The organism is Serratia sp. SCBI (assembly GCF_000747565.1).
Classification (GTDB): Bacteria; Pseudomonadota; Gammaproteobacteria; order Enterobacterales; family Enterobacteriaceae; genus Serratia; species Serratia ureilytica.
Window position 1 is genome coordinate 1732002 of sequence record NZ_CP003424.1, and the last position, 16661, is coordinate 1748662.

A 16661-nucleotide genomic window follows, 5' to 3' on the forward strand; every position below is an offset into this window, starting at 1 on the left:
TCTGCGCCCCGAGCGATCAGGCGTGCTGCTGAAGAAACTCCCGCCACAGTTCGACCACCCGCTGCAGATCCTGACGGCTGACGTCGAGGTGGGTCAGAATGCGCGTCAGCGGGCCGCTGCTGATCAGCACGCCGCGTTCGCGCATCCACGGGCCGAGTTTGGCCGCCAGCGCCGGCGGTTGGCGCAGGTACAGCACGTTGGTCTGCGCGCCGGGAGCGGCGATCTCTACGCCGATCTGCCGCAGCTGTTGCTCCAGCCAGACCGCGTTGTCATGGTCTTCGCGCAGCCGTGCAACGTTATGCTCCAGCGCGTAGAGACCGGCCGCCGCCAGGATGCCGGCCTGACGCAGCCCGCCGCCGGTCATCTTGCGCCAGCGCAGCGCGCGTTGGATGAAAGCCTCGCTGCCGCACAGCAGCGAGCCGACCGGCGCGCCCAACCCTTTCGACAGGCAAATGGTGAAGGTGTCGCAGTATTGCACGATCTCTTTCAGCGGCAGGTTCAGCGCCACGGCGGCGTTGAAGATGCGCGCGCCGTCGATATGCAGCGCCAGCTGCCGCTCGCGGGTAAACTGCCACGCCTGCTGCAGGTAGGCCTGCGGCAGGACTCGGCCGCTGATGGTGTTTTCCAGGCTCAGCAGCCGGGTGCGGGCGAAGTGGATATCGTCGGGTTTGATGGCGGCGTCGAGCTTGTCCAGCGGCAGCGTGCCGTCGGCGTCGGCCTCGATCGGCTGCGGCTGAATGCTGCCCAGCACCGCTGCGCCGCCGGCTTCGTATTTGTAGTTGTGCGCCTGCTGGCCGACCAGATATTCATCGCCGCGCTGGCAGTGGCTCAGCAGCGCCACCAGGTTGGCCTGGGTGCCGCTGGGCAGAAACAGCGCCGCTTCTTTGCCCGACAGACGCACCGCTTCCGCCTCCAGCGCGTTGACCGTCGGATCATCGCCGTAGACGTCGTCGCCGACTTCTGCCTGAGCCATCGCCTGGCGCATGGCGGCGCTGGGGCGGGTGACGGTGTCGCTGCGTAGATCGATAAGCATAGGGTTCCTGGAATGTAAGGGAGAGGAAAAGGGTACATGGCATCATATACCCTTTATTTTACCGGGTAGCTTGCTTAACGCAGCCAGTTGGTTTTCGCCAGCTCGACCACTTCGTCGCCGCGGCCGTTGATGATGGCGCGCAGCATGTACAGGCTGAAACCTTTCGCCTGTTCGAACTTGATCTGCGGCGGCATCGCCAGCTCTTGCTTGGCGGTGACCACATCCAGCAGCGCCGGGCCGGGGTGCGCCAACATCTCCTGCAGCGCGCCGTCCAGATCGGAGGCTTTTTCCACGCGGATGCCCTTGATGCCGGCGGCGTTGGCGATCGCCGCGAAGTCCGGATTATGCAGATCGGTGCCGTCGGTCAGGTAGCCGCCGGCCTTCATCTCCATCGCCACAAATCCCAGCACGCTGTTGTTGAACACCACGATTTTCACCGGCAGCTTGAGCTGCGCCAGCGACAGGAAATCGCCCATCAGCATGGTGAAGCCGCCGTCGCCGCACATGGCGATCACCTGTTTATCCGGCGCGGTGGCCTGAGCGCCTATCGCCTGCGGCATGGCGTTGGCCATCGAACCGTGGTTGAACGAACCGAGCAGGCGGCGCTTGCCGTTCATTTTCACGTAGCGGGCGGCCCACACCGTTGGCGTGCCGACGTCGCAGGTGAAGATGGCGTCGTCGCTGGCATAGTGGCTGAGCTGCTGCGCCAGATACTGCGGGTGGATCGGTTGGTCGTCGCCGGCGGTCGCCAGCCCGTCGAGATCCTTGCGCGCGTTGCGGTAATGCTCCAGCGCCTTGTCGAGGAACGCCCGATCGCGCTTCGGCTCCAGCTGCGGCAGCAGGGCGGTGAGGGTGGTGTGGATATCGCCCACCAGCGCCATATTGACCGGGCAGTGCGCGCCGATGCTGCCGGGGTTGATGTCGATCTGAATGATGTTGGCGTTGGTGGGGTAGAACGCCCGATAGGGGAACTGGGTGCCGAGCAGCACCAGCGTGTCGGCGTTCATCATCGCGTGATAACCGGAGGAGAAACCGATCAGCCCGGTCATGCCGACGCTGTACGGGTTGTCCCATTCGATATGTTCTTTACCGCGCAGCGCGTGCACCACCGGCGCCTGCAGCAGTTCGGCCAGCTTGACCACTTCATCGTGCGCGCCGGCGCAGCCGCTGCCGCACATCAGGGTGATGTTCTTCGCCTTGTTCAGCGTTTCCGCCAGCTTGTTCAGCTCGCTCATCGGCGGCTGCACCAGCGGCAGCGCCGGGGTATGCCAGGTCACGGCCGCGTCTTCCGGCGCCATGCGCAGCGCCACGTCGCCCGGCAAGACGACCACCGACACGCCGCGATTGAGGATCGCCTTGCGCATGGCGATCTCCAGCACGCGCGGCAGCTGTTCCGGGTTGGAGACCAGTTCGCAATAGTGGCTGCATTCGCGGAACAACTCCTGCGGATGGGTTTCCTGGAAGTAGCCGCTGCCGATTTCGCTGGAAGGGATGTGCGCGGCGATCGCCAGCACCGGCACATGGTTGCGGTGGCAGTCGAACAGGCCGTTGATCAGATGCAGGTTGCCGGGGCCGCAGGAACCGGCGCACACCGCCAACTGGCCGGTGAGCTGGGCTTCGGCGCCGGCGGCGAAGGCGGCCACCTCTTCATGGCGGGTGCCCAGCCATTCGATGGTGCCCATGCGGTGCAGGCTGTCGCTGAGGCCGTTGAGCGAATCGCCGGTCACGCCCCAAATGCGTTTTACGCCGGCTTGATCCAGCGTTTTGGCGATCAGTGTGGCTACGGTTTGCTTCATGGTTCCCCCAAACATGGTTTGAAAAACGATGTGGACTCGATCCGGTGAGTGGCAGCAGAACAACTGCAAGCATAGCTTACCGGCTGTGGACGAGATGCGGTCAGGAAGGGTAAAGAGCGTAGGACGGGGAAAAGTGTAACCGGGCTGGCCACGGGGAACTTGCCGATAAATGCCCCATCGCGGCGATGGGGCCAGGGATCACGCCAGGGTGACGTCGCCCTGCAGCTGGCAACTGCAGGCCAGCACGTAGCCCTGCGCTACCTCTTCCTCGCTCAACGTCATGGTGCTGGTGGTGGTGTAGTCGCCCTCGAGGAGGCGGGTTTTGCACGAACCGCATACTCCGGCGCGGCAGGCGGCGTTGACCGGCAGGGCATTGGCCTCCATCGCTGCCAGCAGGGTGCTGCCGACCGGCACGCGGAATTCGCGCAGCGGGCGGGCGGCGCGCAGCGTCAGCCCTTCGGTGGCGTCAGCCTGTGCCGTCGGCGTGTGGAACTGCTCCTTATGGAAACGCTCGGCCGGCACGCCGAGCCGGCGACAAAGTTGCTCCACCTGATCCATGTAGGGCGCGGGGCCGCAGGTCATTACCGTGCGTTCGGCGATATCCGGCGCCGCCTGCCGCAGCGTCTGTTCATCGATGCGGCCGCTGAGGTAGCCGGGTTGCAGATCCTGCTCGGCCATCAGCGTCAGGCGCAGCTGCGGATGGGCGGCGCACAGCGCGCGCCATTGATCGGCGAAAATCGTGCCGGCGGGGGTGCGTACGTTAACGATCGCGGCGATATCGCAGGCCGGACGGTTGGCGGTCAGCCAGCGGCACATCGAGACGATCGGCGTCACGCCGCAGCCGGCCGCCAGCATCAGATAACGATCGGCCGGGTGGCGCTCGCAGCTGAATTCGCCCTGCGCGTCGGACAGCCACAGCGTGTTGCCGGGCTTGACCTCTTGCGTCAGCCAGCGCGACCCGATGCCGTCCGGCAGGCAGCGCACGCTGATGCTGAGAAAGCGGCTCTGGCCGGGCGAGGAGGAGAGCGTATAGGCGCGCAACGTCTCCTCGCTGTTGCGAATGCTGACCAGCGCGAACTGGCCGGCCTGGTAAGGGTAGAAAACGTCGCAGATCAGGTTCAGCGTCCAGACGTCGGCGGTTTCACGCTGGATGGAATGCACCTGCATGCGGTTCGGGCAAAGCGGAGTGGGTTGAGTCATCGGGGCACCTCAAAAAACAAAGGGGCCGGCGCAGGCGGCCCCATAACGTAACGGCATCAGGCGAGCAGCGCTGCAATATCCTGCTCGACGGTGGTGATCGGACGCAGGCCGAATTTCTCGTTGAGGATCGTCATCAGGTTGTCGGTCAGGAAGCCCGGCGCGGTCGGGCCGGTGACGATGTTTTTCACCCCCAGCGACAGCAGCGTCAGCAGAATGACGATCGCCTTCTGTTCAAACCACGACAGCACCAGGCTGAGCGGCAGCTCGTTGACGCTGCAGCCGAGCGTATCCGCCAGCTTGACCGCCAGCATGATGGCGGAGTAAGCGTCGTTGCACTGGCCGACGTCCAGCAGGCGCGGCAACCCTTCCAGCGTGCCGAAATCCAGCTTGTTGAAACGGTACTTGCCGCAGGCCAGCGTCATGATCAGGCAGTCTTGCGGCACGCTGCGGGCGAAGTCGGTGAAGTAGCTGCGCTCGTCGCGGCTGCCGTCGCAGCCGCCCACCAGGAAGACGTGGCGCAGTTTTTTCTGCGACACCAGGTCGATGACCGTGTCGGCGGCGTTCAGCAGCGTCTGGCGGCCGAAGCCAACGGTGATCAGGTGCTCGATCTCGGTATAAGGGAAACCGTTCATGCCCTGAGCCTGGCGGATCACGGCACCGAAGTCGTCGCCTTCCAGATGGTTGACGCCCGGCCAGCCGACGATACTGCGGGTCCAGATGCGATCGCCGTAGTTGCCGACGTTAGGATCGATGATGCAGTTGGAGGTCATCACGATCGGGCCGGGGAATTTGGCGAATTCCGTCTGCTGGTTCTGCCAACCGCTGCCGTAGTTGCCCACCAGATGTTTGAATTTTTTCAGTTCCGGATAGCCGTGCGCCGGCAGCATTTCACCGTGGGTGTAGACGTTGACGTTTTGCCCTTCGGTTTGCTCGAGCAGCATGCGCAGATCTTTGAGATCGTGGCCGGAAATCAGAATGGCTTTCCCGGCCACCGGGCGCACGTTGACTGCGCTGGGCTGCGGATCGCCGTAGGCCTGGGTTTCACCGCGATCGAGGATCGCCATCACGTTGAAGTTCATCTTGCCGATGCCCATGGCGTTGTTCAGCAGGGTGTCGACGTCGCGCGGTCGGGTGCCGAGCCAGGCCATAAAGGCGTGGTAGTCGGCATAGAGTTGCTCGTCGAACTGGCCGAGCACGTGCGCGTGTTCCATATAGGCCGCCGCACCTTTCAGGCCATACAGACACAGCAGGCGCAAACCGTGTACGTCGTCGCCGACCTCGGCCTTGTCGCTGTCGAGGGCAAACTGCGCCGCCTGCTGCAGCAGCGCAGGCATAGCGTCGCCGGCCAGCTGCAGCGCCGCCATCGGGTGATCGACGCGCACGCCGCCATCCAGCAGCCGGCAACGGGCGGCCAGCGAGTCGCGCAGCAGCAGGGTTTCCCGCGCGTAACCGATGATGCGCTGGGAATCGAAGTTGACGTTGGTCAGGGTGGAGAAGAAGGCGCGCGGGGCGAAGCTGTCGATTTCGTGGTCGACGATGCCCAGCGAACGCGCCTGCAGCGCCCAGGCGGAGAGGCCCTGCAGCGCCGCCACCAGCAGATCCTGCAGATCGGAGGTTTCCGCCGTTTTGCCGCACATGCCCTGAGCATACGCGCAGCCGTTGCCTGCCGGGGTTCGAATGGTTTGTTCACATTGCACACAGAACATAGTCGCTTCCTTTTATTTTTAAAGTTGCATTTATAATGCTTGTTTAAAAGCATAGATCGGCGATCGGGGTTGCAAAAGGCTTTTGTGCGACTACTGCGGGCAAGTTTGATTTAGCGCAATTTTGCCGTGCGGATGGGAATGATTACGCTTTGGGGGCCGGGGTGGCCCCCAAGGGGAAAGGATCAGGAGAACAGGGCGATCAGCACCGGCGCCAGCAGGCTCAGCAGGAAGCCGTGCACGATGGCGGGCGGCACCATGTCCAGTCCGCCGCTGCGCTGCAGCACCGGCAGGGTGAAGTCCATCGAGGTGGCGCCGCACAGGCCGAGGGCGGTGGAGCGGCTGCGGCGCACCAGCGTCGGGATCAGCATGATCGCCACCAGCTCGCGCGCCAGATCGTTGAAGAACGCGGCGCTGCCCATCACCGGGCCGTAGGCGTCGGTGATCAGAATGCCGGACAGCGAGTACCAGCCGAAGCCAGAGGCCATCGCCAGCCCGGCCTTGACCGGCAGCCCCAGCAGCTGCGCCGCCAGCGCGCCGCCGGCCAGAGACGCGACGACCACCGCCAGCGCCACCAGCGTGCCGCGGCGGTTGAGCACGATCTGGCGCAGCGTCATGCCGCTGTTGCGCAGCTGAATGCCGACCAGCAACAGCAGGAAGATCAGCGCATATTCGCTGCCTTTATGGGCGAACTGCAGCCATTGCCACTGCGTCAGGCCGAGCAGGAAGCCGCCGAGCACCACGCCGCACAGCTTGAGCGACTCCAGCGCCATATGCACGCGCGAAGGCAGCTTTTCCTGTTTATGGCTGCTGCGCCACGGCATGCGCCGCTCCAGCAGCGCCAGCAACAGCAGATTGGCGCAGAGAATGCAGAAGAAGAACGCCGCGCTGTACTGGAAGATCAGCATCAGATTGCTGCTGAGATTCTCCATAAACGCCAGGCTGATGCCCATGAAAAACAGGATCACATACACCATCCAGCTCAGCAGGCGGTTGATCAGCACCAGCAGCGGGCGATGGCGTAAGGGAATGAGGTAACCGACAATCAGCGGTAACAGAATAATCAACAGTCCTGAGTACATGGTGCAACGAGTGTCCTTGAGTTTTGATGCGCGACGAACGGCGGCGAGGAGCACACGCTAACCAAAAGCCCGGCCGGAGTAAAGCGGCAGATTTGACGCTGGCCGCTTGACCTGCAAGGGGTTTTTTGACCATGCTCTGTGAAAGTCGCCTCATTGAAGAGGCGACGGCGCGCACGGGAGGCGGCGGATGTTCTTGGAGCGTATCGAAATTGTAGGTTTTCGCGGTATTAATCGGCTGTCCCTGATGCTGGACGATAACACGCTGTTGCTCGGCGAAAACGCCTGGGGTAAATCCAGCCTGCTGGATGCGCTGACGCTGCTGCTGGCGCCGGAGCAGAAACTGTATCGATTTGAAGCGCACGACTTCCATTTTCCCCCCGGTGAGGAGGCGGCCAAAGAGCGCCACCTGCAGGTGGTATTCACCTTCTGCGAGAAAGACATCGGCCACGCGCACCTGCCGCGCTACCGCCATCTGACGCCGCTGTGGGTCAAGGGGGAAGACGGCCTGAGCCGCATTCATTACCGCTGCGAGGGCGAGCTGGCCGATGACGGCACGGTGTGCACCTGGCGCGGTTTTCTCGACGCCGACGGCAACGCCTTTCAACTGCACCATATCGAACAACTGGCCCACGCCATCATCCGCATCCACCCGGTTTTGCGCCTGCGCGACGCGCGCTTTATTCGCCGCCTGCGCCCCAGCAGCCTCGGCGATGAACGCAAACCCGATACGCAGGCGTTGGCGCAGCAGCTGGATCAGCTGACGCGCGAGCTGGTGCGCAATCCGCAGAAGCTGACCAACGGCGAGCTGCGTCAGGGGCTGGCGGCGATGCAGCAGTTGCTCGAGCACTACTTTGCCGAGCAGAGCTCGCAGGTGGCGCGGCCGCGCCGCCGCGGCGGTGAACCGGAGCAGGACGCCTGGCGCGCGCTGGACGGCATCAACCGCATGGTTGCCGAGCCGAACAGCCGCAGCATGCGTCTGATCCTGCTGGGCATGTTTTCCACCCTGCTGCAGGCCAAGGGCGACGTCAAGCTGGATCCGCACGCCCGGCCGCTGCTGCTGGTGGAAGACCCGGAAACTCGCCTGCATCCGATCATGCTGTCGGTGGCCTGGGGGCTGCTCAATCAGCTGCCGCTGCAGCGCATCACCACCACCAACTCCAGCGAATTGGTGTCGCTGGTGCCGGTGGAGCACGTGTGCCGGCTGGTGCGCGAGTCGGGCCGCGTCGCGACCTATCGTCTCGGGCCGCGCGGGTTGAGCGCCGAAGACGGGCGGCGCATCGCGTTTCACATCCGTTTCAACCGGCCGTCGTCGCTGTTCGCCCGCTGCTGGCTGCTGGTGGAGGGCGAAACCGAAGTGTGGCTGCTGAACGAACTGGCGCGCCAGTGCGGCTATCATTTCGAGGCGGAAGGGGTAAGGGTCATCGAATTCGCTCAGTGCGGCCTGAAGCCGCTGCTGCGCTTTGCCCGCCGCATGGGCATCGAGTGGCATGCGCTGGTGGACGGCGATGAGGCGGGCAAAAAGTACGCCAACACCGTGCGCAGCCTGCTGGACAATCATGAAGACAACGAACGCGATCGGCTGACCGCGCTGCCGGCGCCGGACATGGAACACTTCATGTTCCGCGAAGGGTTCGCCCCGGTCTATCACCGAATGGCGTCGGTGCCGATCAATGCGCAGATGCCGGTGCGCAAGGTGATCCTGAAAGCGGTCCACCACTCTTCGAAGCCGGATCTGGCGATCGAGGTCGCGATGCAGGCCGGCGAATGGGGCACGGACTCGGTGCCGCCGCTGCTGAAGAAAATGTTCTCACGGGTGATCTGGCTGGCGCGCGGCCGGGCGGACTGACGGCCCGCCGGGTGTTATCGGGCGCAGAAGTGCGCCGCCAATCCCTGTTCCAGCTCGTCCAGCAGCTGATAGCGGCGGCGATACTCGGCGCGCTTCTTGCTGGCGATCTCTTCGATCGGCTTGCGGGCGATGCGTTCGGGCAGCAGGAAATAGCCGCTGTCGAGCGGTTTGGCGCCCATCGACAGCCAGAACTGATCGTAATCGGCGTGCAGCTTGTCCTTCTTCTTACTCTGGTAGCGCCAGTTTTGATAGATATGGGTGGCGTTGCCGACCGCCACAATCTGGCGGATGCCGAGGTGCCGCGCCAGCGTGCAGATGCCTTCCAGCACCAGCCGTTTAGGGAACAGGCCGTGACACTCTTTGGTGGTGTGCTGGATCTCGGCGTGCGGCACGTCATGGTTCGCGCCCTGCAGGCCGCCGATGAACAACGTCGGCTGCTGCTGATAATGCATCAGCGCAAAGGTGATCTCCGCCAGCATCACGCCGTTGGCGTTGCGCAGCAGCAGCGTGGCTTCCCCTTCCTTATTCAGTTTGTCGATCGCCGCCAGCTCCAGCGTGATCGGCGCTTCGTTCTTGCCCATCGCGCTGGCCAGCACGAAGGCATGCGGGCCGAGGTGGCCGAGGCGCATCTTCAGCGGCATGCGCTGTACGATGAGATCGTAATGATCGCGCAGGGCGAACAGGCATTCGATCTTGCTCATGTTGGCCGCCAGGTAGGGACGATGCAGTTTGCACGGCAGGTTCGGCTGCGCGCTCAGGATCTCCTCCAGCAGCGGATTGCTGGCCAGGGTGCTGAGCAGGCCGCTGGTGGTGCGCCAGTTGAGCAGCGAACGGCCGAGAAACTTCAGGCGAAACGAGGTTTTTTTCCAGGCGTTGCTCGGTGCCTTTTCGCCATTGATCAGCGCCGTCATCAGTTGCCAGCCGTTAAGCGGCCGGGCGGAGGCGAGTGGGTAGCTGAGCTGTGACATGATGAAATCCTTGGCTGTGTTGAATGGCGCTATTTCATCAAGGCTTCACTAAACGGGAGTTCAATGCCGAACTGTAACCAAGCGTGTCTCCACATTGTGTTGAGCTAAGGTTTAGTTATTCCCTACGGTGCGTGCTAATTTAGCTCCGCCGCCGCAATGGGCGGTTGATATTCACAAGCACAGGCAGGTCAATTTTGACAGGGTTTAAAGGACATAAACGCCGCTGGATACTCGCACTGGCGGTGATTGCGGCGATTGCCGCGGCGGCCGTTTGGCACTTCCGCCATCCGGCGCCGACCGATTTCAAAACGGTAAAGGTCACCAAGCGCGATCTGCAGCAGAACGTGTTGGCGACCGGCCAGCTGGACGCAGTGCGCAAGGTTGACGTCGGCGCGCAGGTCAGCGGGCAGTTGGAAAAGCTGTATGTCGAGATCGGCGACAAGGTGAAAAAAGGTCAGTTGCTGGGGGTTATCGATCCGCAACAGGCGCAGAACAGCATCCGTGAAGGCGAGGCGACGCTGCGCGAGCTGCATGCGCAGCTGCTGCAGGCGCAGGCGGAACAGCAGCTGGCGGCGGTTACGCTGCAGCGCAACCAGGCGCTGGCCAAACTGCAGGCGGTATCGCGTCAGGATCTGGATCAGGCGGCGACGCAGCTGGCGGTGAAGAAAGCGCAGGTAGGCACCATCAATGCGCAGATCGCCCGCAACCAGGCCAGCCTGGATACCGCCAAGATCAATCTGGCCTATACCCGCATCGAAGCGCCGATGGATGGCGACGTGGTGCAGATCACCACGCTGCAGGGCCAGACGGTGATCGCGGCGCAACAGGCGCCGAACATTCTGACGCTGGCGGATCTCGGCACCATGCTGGTGAAGGCGCAGGTCTCGGAGGCCGACGTCATTAACCTCAAGCCGGGTCAGAAGGCCTGGTTCACAGTGCTGGGCGATCCGACCCGGCGCTTCGACGGCGTGCTGAAAGACATTCAGCCGACGCCGGAAAAGGTCAACAACGCCATCTTCTATTACGCGCGTTTCGAAGTGCCCAACCCGGAAAGGCTGCTGCGCTTGCAAATGACGGCGCAGGTGCACATTCAACTGGCCGGCGTCCAGCAGGCGCTGGTGATCCCGCTGGCGGCGCTGGGCGATCAGATCGCCGACAATCGCTACCACGTTTCGGTGCTGAAACAGGGCAAGGAAGAGAAGCGTGAGGTGGCCATCGGCCTGCGCAACAATATCGATGTGCAGATCCTCAGCGGGCTCGAGGCGGGCGATGAGGTGATCGTCAGCCGCGGCGGCGTGGAGGCCGGCTGATGGCGGCGCTGTTGCAACTGAACGGCATCCGCCGCAGCTACCGTTCCGGCGAGCAGACGGTGGAGGTGCTGAAGGGGATCAGTCTGAGCATCGACGCCGGTGAAATGGTGGCGATCATGGGGGCTTCCGGCTCCGGCAAATCGACGCTGATGAACATTCTCGGCTGCCTGGACAAGCCGAGCGCCGGCGTCTATCGGGTGGCCGGCCAGGACGTGGCGACGCTGAGCGACGATGCGCTGGCGCAGCTGCGGCGCGAGCATTTCGGCTTTATCTTTCAGCGTTATCATCTGCTGCCGCACCTGAGCGCGGCGCATAACGTCGAGGTGCCGGCGGTGTACGCCGGGCTGGGCAAAGCGGCGCGGCGCGAACGGGCGGAGGCGCTGTTGCGCCGTCTGGGGCTGGGGGAGCGCGTCAACTATCGGCCGAGCCAGCTTTCCGGCGGCCAGCAGCAGCGCGTCAGTATCGCCCGCGCGCTGATGAACGGCGGGCAGGTGATCCTGGCGGATGAGCCGACCGGCGCGCTCGACAGCCATTCCGGCGAAGAGGTGATGGCGATCCTCAAACAGTTGTGCGCCCAGGGCCACACGGTGATCCTGGTGACTCACGATCCGGCGGTGGCGCGTCAGGCTGAACGGATCATCGAGATCCGCGACGGCGAAATCATCGCCGATTCCCGTCCGGCGCCGTCGGAGGATGCCCAGGCCAAGCCGCTGACGCTGGCCGCCGCGGCGCCTTCCTGGCGGCAGATGGGCGGCCGCTTTCGCGAAGCGCTGGTCATGGCCTGGCGCGCGATGGCGGCCAACAAGATGCGCACCGCGCTGACCATGCTCGGCATCATTATCGGCATCGCCTCGGTGGTATCGATCCTGGTGATCGGCGACGCTGCCAAGCAGATGGTGCTGGCGGACATTAAATCGATCGGTACCAACACCGTCGATATCTACCCCGGCAAGGACTTCGGCGACGACGATCCGACCTACCGGCAATCGTTGAAATACGGCGATCTCGACGCGCTGCGCGAACAGCCGTACATCAGCGCGCTGTCGCCGAGCATCAGCAGCAGCATGCGGCTGCGGCTGGGCAACGTCGACGCGGCGGCCAACGTCAACGGCGTCAGCGAGCAGTTCTTCCGCGTGTACGGCATGAGCTTTACCCAGGGCGTCGGCATCGACCCGATGCAGGTGCAGTCACAGGCGCAGACGGTGGTGATCGACGCCAATACCCAACGGCGGCTGTTCCCGCACCAAAAGAACGTGGTAGGCGAGGTGATCCTGGTGGGCAACATGCCGGCGACGGTGGTCGGCGTGGCTAAAGAGAAGCAGTCGATGTTCGGCAGCAGCAAGACGCTGAACGTGTGGGTGCCGTACAGCACCATGGCCAACCGGCTGATGGGCAACAGCTATTTCGATTCGATCACCGTGCGCATCCGCGACGGCTACGACAGCAAGGAAGCGGAACAACAGCTGTCGCGTCTGCTGACGTTGCGCCACGGCAAGAAGGATTTCTTCACCTATAACATGGACAGCCTGGTGCAAACTGCGGAGAAAACCACTCGCACGCTGCAGCTGTTCCTGACGCTGGTGGCGGTGATTTCGCTGGTGGTGGGCGGCATCGGCGTGATGAACATCATGCTGGTGTCGGTGACCGAGCGCACGCGTGAGATCGGCATCCGCATGGCGGTGGGCGCGCGTTCCGGCGATGTGTTGCAGCAGTTCCTGATCGAGGCGGTCTTGGTTTGCCTGGTGGGGGGCGCGCTGGGGATTACGTTGTCGTTCGCTATCGGTTTGGCGGTGCAGCTGGTGTTGCCGGGTTGGCAGATCAGTTTCCCGCCGGCGGCGTTGCTGAGCGCGTTCCTCTGTTCCACCGGCATCGGCGTGGTGTTCGGCTATCTGCCGGCGCGCAATGCCGCGCGGCTGAATCCGATCGATGCGCTGGCGCGCGAGTAAGTCATAGGCATAAAAAATGCCAGTCACACGGCGGCTGGCATTTTTATCGCAGTCAGAGTCAGTGCAGCGCGACGCTGCCGGAAGCGTTTAGGACAGCGCCTCGCTTTCCACTGGCACAATAAGACTGGCATGGTTGCCTTTGGGCCCTTGATGCACGTCAAAGCTGACCTGCTGGCCCGCCTTCAACGTTCTGTAACCATCCATCTTGATTGTGGAATAATGCGCGAAAATATCTTCGCCGCCGCCGGCTGGGCAGATGAAGCCAAAACCTTTGGCGTTGTTAAACCATTTAACAGTACCCGTCTCCATGCTTTTACATCCCTCGCAACGCTATTTTAAGTGAGATGAATAACTGATTTCGCACTCGCCGTGGGCGAGTAGCAGGGTGGACAAGGGGTGGTTAAAAGACCACCAGCCACGAATTTACACTCTAGAGCAAATGATCGGGGCGTCAAGGGATCGGCTTTTGTCGGCGGGGAGCAGTTCACCAAAGTTTGAAGCAGGTAACGCTATTGCCACGATTCAGTCACAATTGGCCCGTTTTTTTGCGCACGTTACAGTGCGGCGGGACGATGCCGAAGATGATAAAATAGTAACTATCCCCACTTTGAATAACCGAAACCTGTCCCCATATCAGAGGGCAGAGCAGAGAAGATGAGCAGCGATGGGCAATAACAACGATTGGCTAAACTTTGAACACTTGGCCGAAGAAAAACAAATCGATGCGGTAAAACCGCCGTCTATGTATAAAGTTATACTTAACAACGACGATTACACACCGATGGAATTTGTGATTGACGTTCTGCAAAAGTTCTTTTCTTATGATATTGAACGCGCAACGCAACTGATGCTCACGGTCCACTATCAAGGCAAGGCGATCTGTGGTGTTTTTACCGCCGAGGTGGCGGAAACCAAAGTCGTCCATGTGAACCGGTACGCAAGGGAGAACGAGCATCCGTTGCTTTGTACGCTGGAAAAAGCCTGAATAAGGCAATCTATTGGGGAGGTGCTTATGCTCAATCAAGAACTGGAACTCAGTCTCAACATGGCTTTCGCCAGGGCGCGTGAGCACAGACACGAGTTTATGACCGTGGAGCACCTGTTGCTGGCGTTGCTGAGCAACCCTGCCGCGCGAGAAGCGCTTGAGGCATGTACGGTGGATCTGGCCGCGTTGCGCCAGGAGCTGGAAGCCTTCATCGAACAAACCACACCGACGCTGCCCGCCGGCGAAGAAGAGCGCGACACTCAGCCGACGCTCAGCTTCCAGCGCGTGCTGCAGCGCGCGGTCTTCCATGTGCAATCCTCCGGCCGCAGCGAAGTGTCCGGCGCCAACGTGTTGGTGGCTATTTTCAGCGAGCAGGAATCGCAGGCGGCCTATCTGCTGCGCAAGCACGACGTCAGCCGTCTCGACGTGGTGAACTTCATTTCACATGGCACGCGTAAAGACGAGCCGGGCCAAGCGCCGAATGCGGAAAACCCGGTGAACGAAGAGCAGTCCGGAGGGGAAGACCGTATGGAAAACTTCACCACCAACCTCAATCAGTTGGCCCGTGTGGGCGGCATCGATCCGCTGATCGGCCGCGATCGTGAGCTGGAGCGCGCGATTCAGGTGCTGTGCCGTCGTCGTAAAAACAACCCGCTGCTGGTCGGCGAATCCGGCGTGGGCAAGACTGCCATCGCCGAAGGCCTGGCCTGGCGTATCGTGCAGGGCGACGTGCCGGAAGTGATGGCGGACTGCACGCTGTATTCGCTGGATATCGGTTCACTGCTGGCCGGCACCAAATACCGCGGCGACTTCGAGAAACGCTTCAAGGCGCTGCTCAAGCAGCTGGAACAGGATCAGAACAGCATCCTGTTCATCGATGAAATTCACACCATCATCGGCGCCGGTGCGGCTTCCGGCGGGCAAGTGGATGCCGCCAACCTGATCAAACCGCTGCTGTCGAGCGGCAAGATCCGGGTGATCGGCTCGACCACCTACCAGGAGTTCAGCAACATCTTCGAAAAGGATCGCGCTCTGGCGCGCCGTTTCCAGAAGATCGATATCACCGAACCGACGGCGGAAGAGACCGTCCAGATCATCAACGGCCTGAAGACCAAGTATGAAGCGCACCACGACGTGCGTTATACCGCCAAGGCGATCCGCGCCGCGGTGGAGCTGTCGGTGAAATACATCAACGATCGCCATCTGCCGGACAAGGCGATTGACGTGATCGACGAGGCGGGCGCCCGCAGCCGGTTGATGCCGGCCAGCAAGCGCAAGAAAACCGTCAACGTGGCCGATATCGAATCCGTGGTGGCGCGTATCGCTCGCATCCCGGAGAAAACCGTGTCGGCCAGCGATCGCGACGTGCTGAGAAACCTGGGCGATCGCTTGAAGATGCTGGTATTCGGCCAGGATCAGGCGATCGAAGCATTGACGGAAGCGATCAAGATGAGCCGCGCCGGTCTGGGCCACGAGCGCAAGCCGGTCGGTTCCTTCCTGTTCGCCGGGCCGACCGGGGTCGGGAAAACCGAGGTCACCGTACAGCTGGCCAAGGCGATGGATATCGAGCTGCTGCGTTTCGACATGTCCGAGTACATGGAGCGGCATACCGTCAGCCGTCTGATCGGCGCGCCTCCGGGCTACGTTGGTTACGATCAGGGCGGGCTGCTGACCGATGCGGTGATCAAGCATCCGCATGCGGTGGTGCTGCTCGATGAGATCGAGAAGGCGCACCCGGACGTGTTCAACCTGCTGCTGCAGGTGATGGACAACGGTACGCTGACCGACAACAACGGCCGCAAGGCGGACTTCCGCAATGTGATCCTGGTGATGACCACCAACGCCGGTGTGCGGGAAACCGAACGCAAGTCGATCGGCCTGGTGCAGCAGGACAACAGCACCGACGCGATGGAAGAGATCAAGAAGGTGTTTACGCCGGAATTCCGCAACCGTCTGGACAACATCATCTGGTTCAACCATCTGTCTACCGAGGTGATCCAGCAGGTGGTCGACAAGTTTATCGTCGAACTGCAGGCGCAGCTGGATGCGAAGGGCGTCTCGCTGGAAGTGAGCGACGAAGCGCGCGACTGGCTGTCGGTGAAGGGCTACGACCGTGCGATGGGTGCTCGTCCGATGGCGCGCGTCATGCAGGAAAACCTGAAGAAACCGTTGGCCAACGAATTGCTGTTCGGTTCGCTGGTGGACGGCGGTTCCGTGAAGGTCGAGCTGGACAAGGACAAGAAACAGCTGACTTACCACTTCCTCAGCGCCGCCAAGCGCAAGGCGGACGAGGGCGCGGTGCACTAAGGCTGCCTGCAGGCAAAGAAAAAGCGATGCTTCGGCATCGCTTTTTTTATGGGTGAGATTCACCGTACAACAGAAACGAGTGAGCCCTCTCAGTTTACCTGCGCACCTGCAACCCGTTGTTTAACGTCGCTGCGGGGGTAAACGGAAAGGGCTCCCGAGGGATTACATCCTCGATGCCGCCAGCGTGTGGCGCGCGGTGAGCCGATTAACGGCTACGGAAGACAATGCGGCCTTTGCTCAGGTCGTACGGGGTCAGCTCTACAGTGACTTTGTCGCCCGTCAGGATGCGGATATAGTTTTTACGCATTTTACCGGAGATGTGTGCGGTTACCACGTGCCCGTTTTCCAATTCAACGCGGAACATGGTGTTGGGCAGCGTATCAAGAACGGTGCCCTGCATTTCAATATTGTCTTCTTTGGCCATCGAATCCTCTAGGTCTAACTACCTTAGTTTTTAACCGGCAAGATAATGCCGAAAAACCCCC

At 62.0% G+C, this 16661-nt stretch carries 13 protein-coding genes; 5 read left to right on the forward strand and 8 right to left on the reverse strand.

Annotation, left to right across the window (positions count from 1 at the left end; translation table 11 throughout):
• Positions 1-16 precede the first annotated feature (16 nt).
• From ltaE to SERRSCBI_RS08075, 5 genes are all read right to left on the reverse strand, one after another.
• Positions 17-1033 (reverse strand): low-specificity L-threonine aldolase, encoded by a 1017-nt coding sequence (gene ltaE / locus SERRSCBI_RS08055; protein WP_042784095.1) that lies wholly within the window; start codon positions 1031-1033, stop codon positions 17-19.
• A gap of 74 nt (positions 1034-1107) precedes the next feature.
• Positions 1108-2829 (reverse strand): ubiquinone-dependent pyruvate dehydrogenase, encoded by a 1722-nt coding sequence (poxB, locus tag SERRSCBI_RS08060; RefSeq protein ID WP_042784096.1) that lies wholly within the window; start codon positions 2827-2829, stop codon positions 1108-1110.
• Between the two features lie 198 nt (positions 2830-3027).
• Positions 3028-4029: an NADH oxidoreductase gene (hcr, locus tag SERRSCBI_RS08065; protein ID WP_042784098.1), complete on the reverse strand. Its 1002-nt coding sequence runs from the start codon at positions 4027-4029 to the stop codon at positions 3028-3030.
• Between the two features lie 56 nt (positions 4030-4085).
• Positions 4086-5735 (reverse strand): hydroxylamine reductase, encoded by a 1650-nt coding sequence (gene hcp / locus SERRSCBI_RS08070; RefSeq protein WP_042784099.1) that lies wholly within the window; start codon positions 5733-5735, stop codon positions 4086-4088.
• Positions 5736-5917: 182 nt separating this feature from the next.
• Positions 5918-6814 carry a lysine exporter LysO family protein gene (locus SERRSCBI_RS08075; RefSeq protein ID WP_033642544.1) on the reverse strand — a complete coding sequence of 299 codons (897 nt, stop codon included), beginning with the start codon at positions 6812-6814 and terminating at the stop codon, positions 5918-5920.
• A 187-nt stretch (positions 6815-7001) separates the two neighbouring features.
• Between SERRSCBI_RS08075 and SERRSCBI_RS08080 the strand changes: the two genes are divergently transcribed.
• Positions 7002-8660, forward strand: coding sequence for an ATP-dependent endonuclease (locus SERRSCBI_RS08080; RefSeq protein WP_033650660.1), 1659 nt, complete (start codon positions 7002-7004; stop codon positions 8658-8660).
• Positions 8661-8674: 14 nt separating this feature from the next.
• Here SERRSCBI_RS08080 and SERRSCBI_RS08085 read toward each other — a convergent pair whose 3' ends face one another.
• On the reverse strand, positions 8675-9628 hold the full coding sequence (locus tag SERRSCBI_RS08085) for a VirK/YbjX family protein (RefSeq protein ID WP_033642547.1): 954 nt from the start codon (positions 9626-9628) through the stop codon (positions 8675-8677).
• 194 nt (positions 9629-9822) lie between these two features.
• Here SERRSCBI_RS08085 and macA point away from each other — a divergent pair, with 194 nt between their 5' ends.
• Positions 9823-10938, forward strand: coding sequence for a macrolide transporter subunit MacA (gene macA, locus SERRSCBI_RS08090; RefSeq protein ID WP_033642548.1), 1116 nt, complete (start codon positions 9823-9825; stop codon positions 10936-10938).
• Entirely contained in the window at positions 10938-12884 is a 1947-nt protein-coding gene (gene macB / locus SERRSCBI_RS08095; RefSeq protein WP_033642549.1) for a macrolide ABC transporter ATP-binding protein/permease MacB, read from the forward strand. Before macA ends, macB begins: the two co-directional genes overlap by 1 nt.
• Before the next feature lie 87 nt (positions 12885-12971).
• Here the strand turns inward: macB and cspD are convergent, their stop codons facing one another.
• Positions 12972-13193, reverse strand: a complete 222-nt coding sequence (cspD, locus tag SERRSCBI_RS08100; protein WP_004928349.1) for a cold shock-like protein CspD — start codon at positions 13191-13193, stop codon at positions 12972-12974.
• Positions 13194-13548: 355 nt separating this feature from the next.
• Here cspD and clpS point away from each other — a divergent pair, with 355 nt between their 5' ends.
• A complete protein-coding gene (gene clpS / locus SERRSCBI_RS08105; protein ID WP_004928347.1) occupies positions 13549-13869 on the forward strand; it encodes an ATP-dependent Clp protease adapter ClpS in 321 nt (106 codons plus the stop codon).
• Between the two features lie 27 nt (positions 13870-13896).
• Positions 13897-16176, forward strand: coding sequence for an ATP-dependent Clp protease ATP-binding subunit ClpA (clpA, locus tag SERRSCBI_RS08110; protein WP_025302261.1), 2280 nt, complete (start codon positions 13897-13899; stop codon positions 16174-16176).
• A 205-nt stretch (positions 16177-16381) separates the two neighbouring features.
• Here the strand turns inward: clpA and infA are convergent, their stop codons facing one another.
• A complete protein-coding gene (gene infA / locus SERRSCBI_RS08115; RefSeq protein WP_002211347.1) occupies positions 16382-16600 on the reverse strand; it encodes a translation initiation factor IF-1 in 219 nt (72 codons plus the stop codon).
• Positions 16601-16661: the final 61 nt, after the last annotated feature.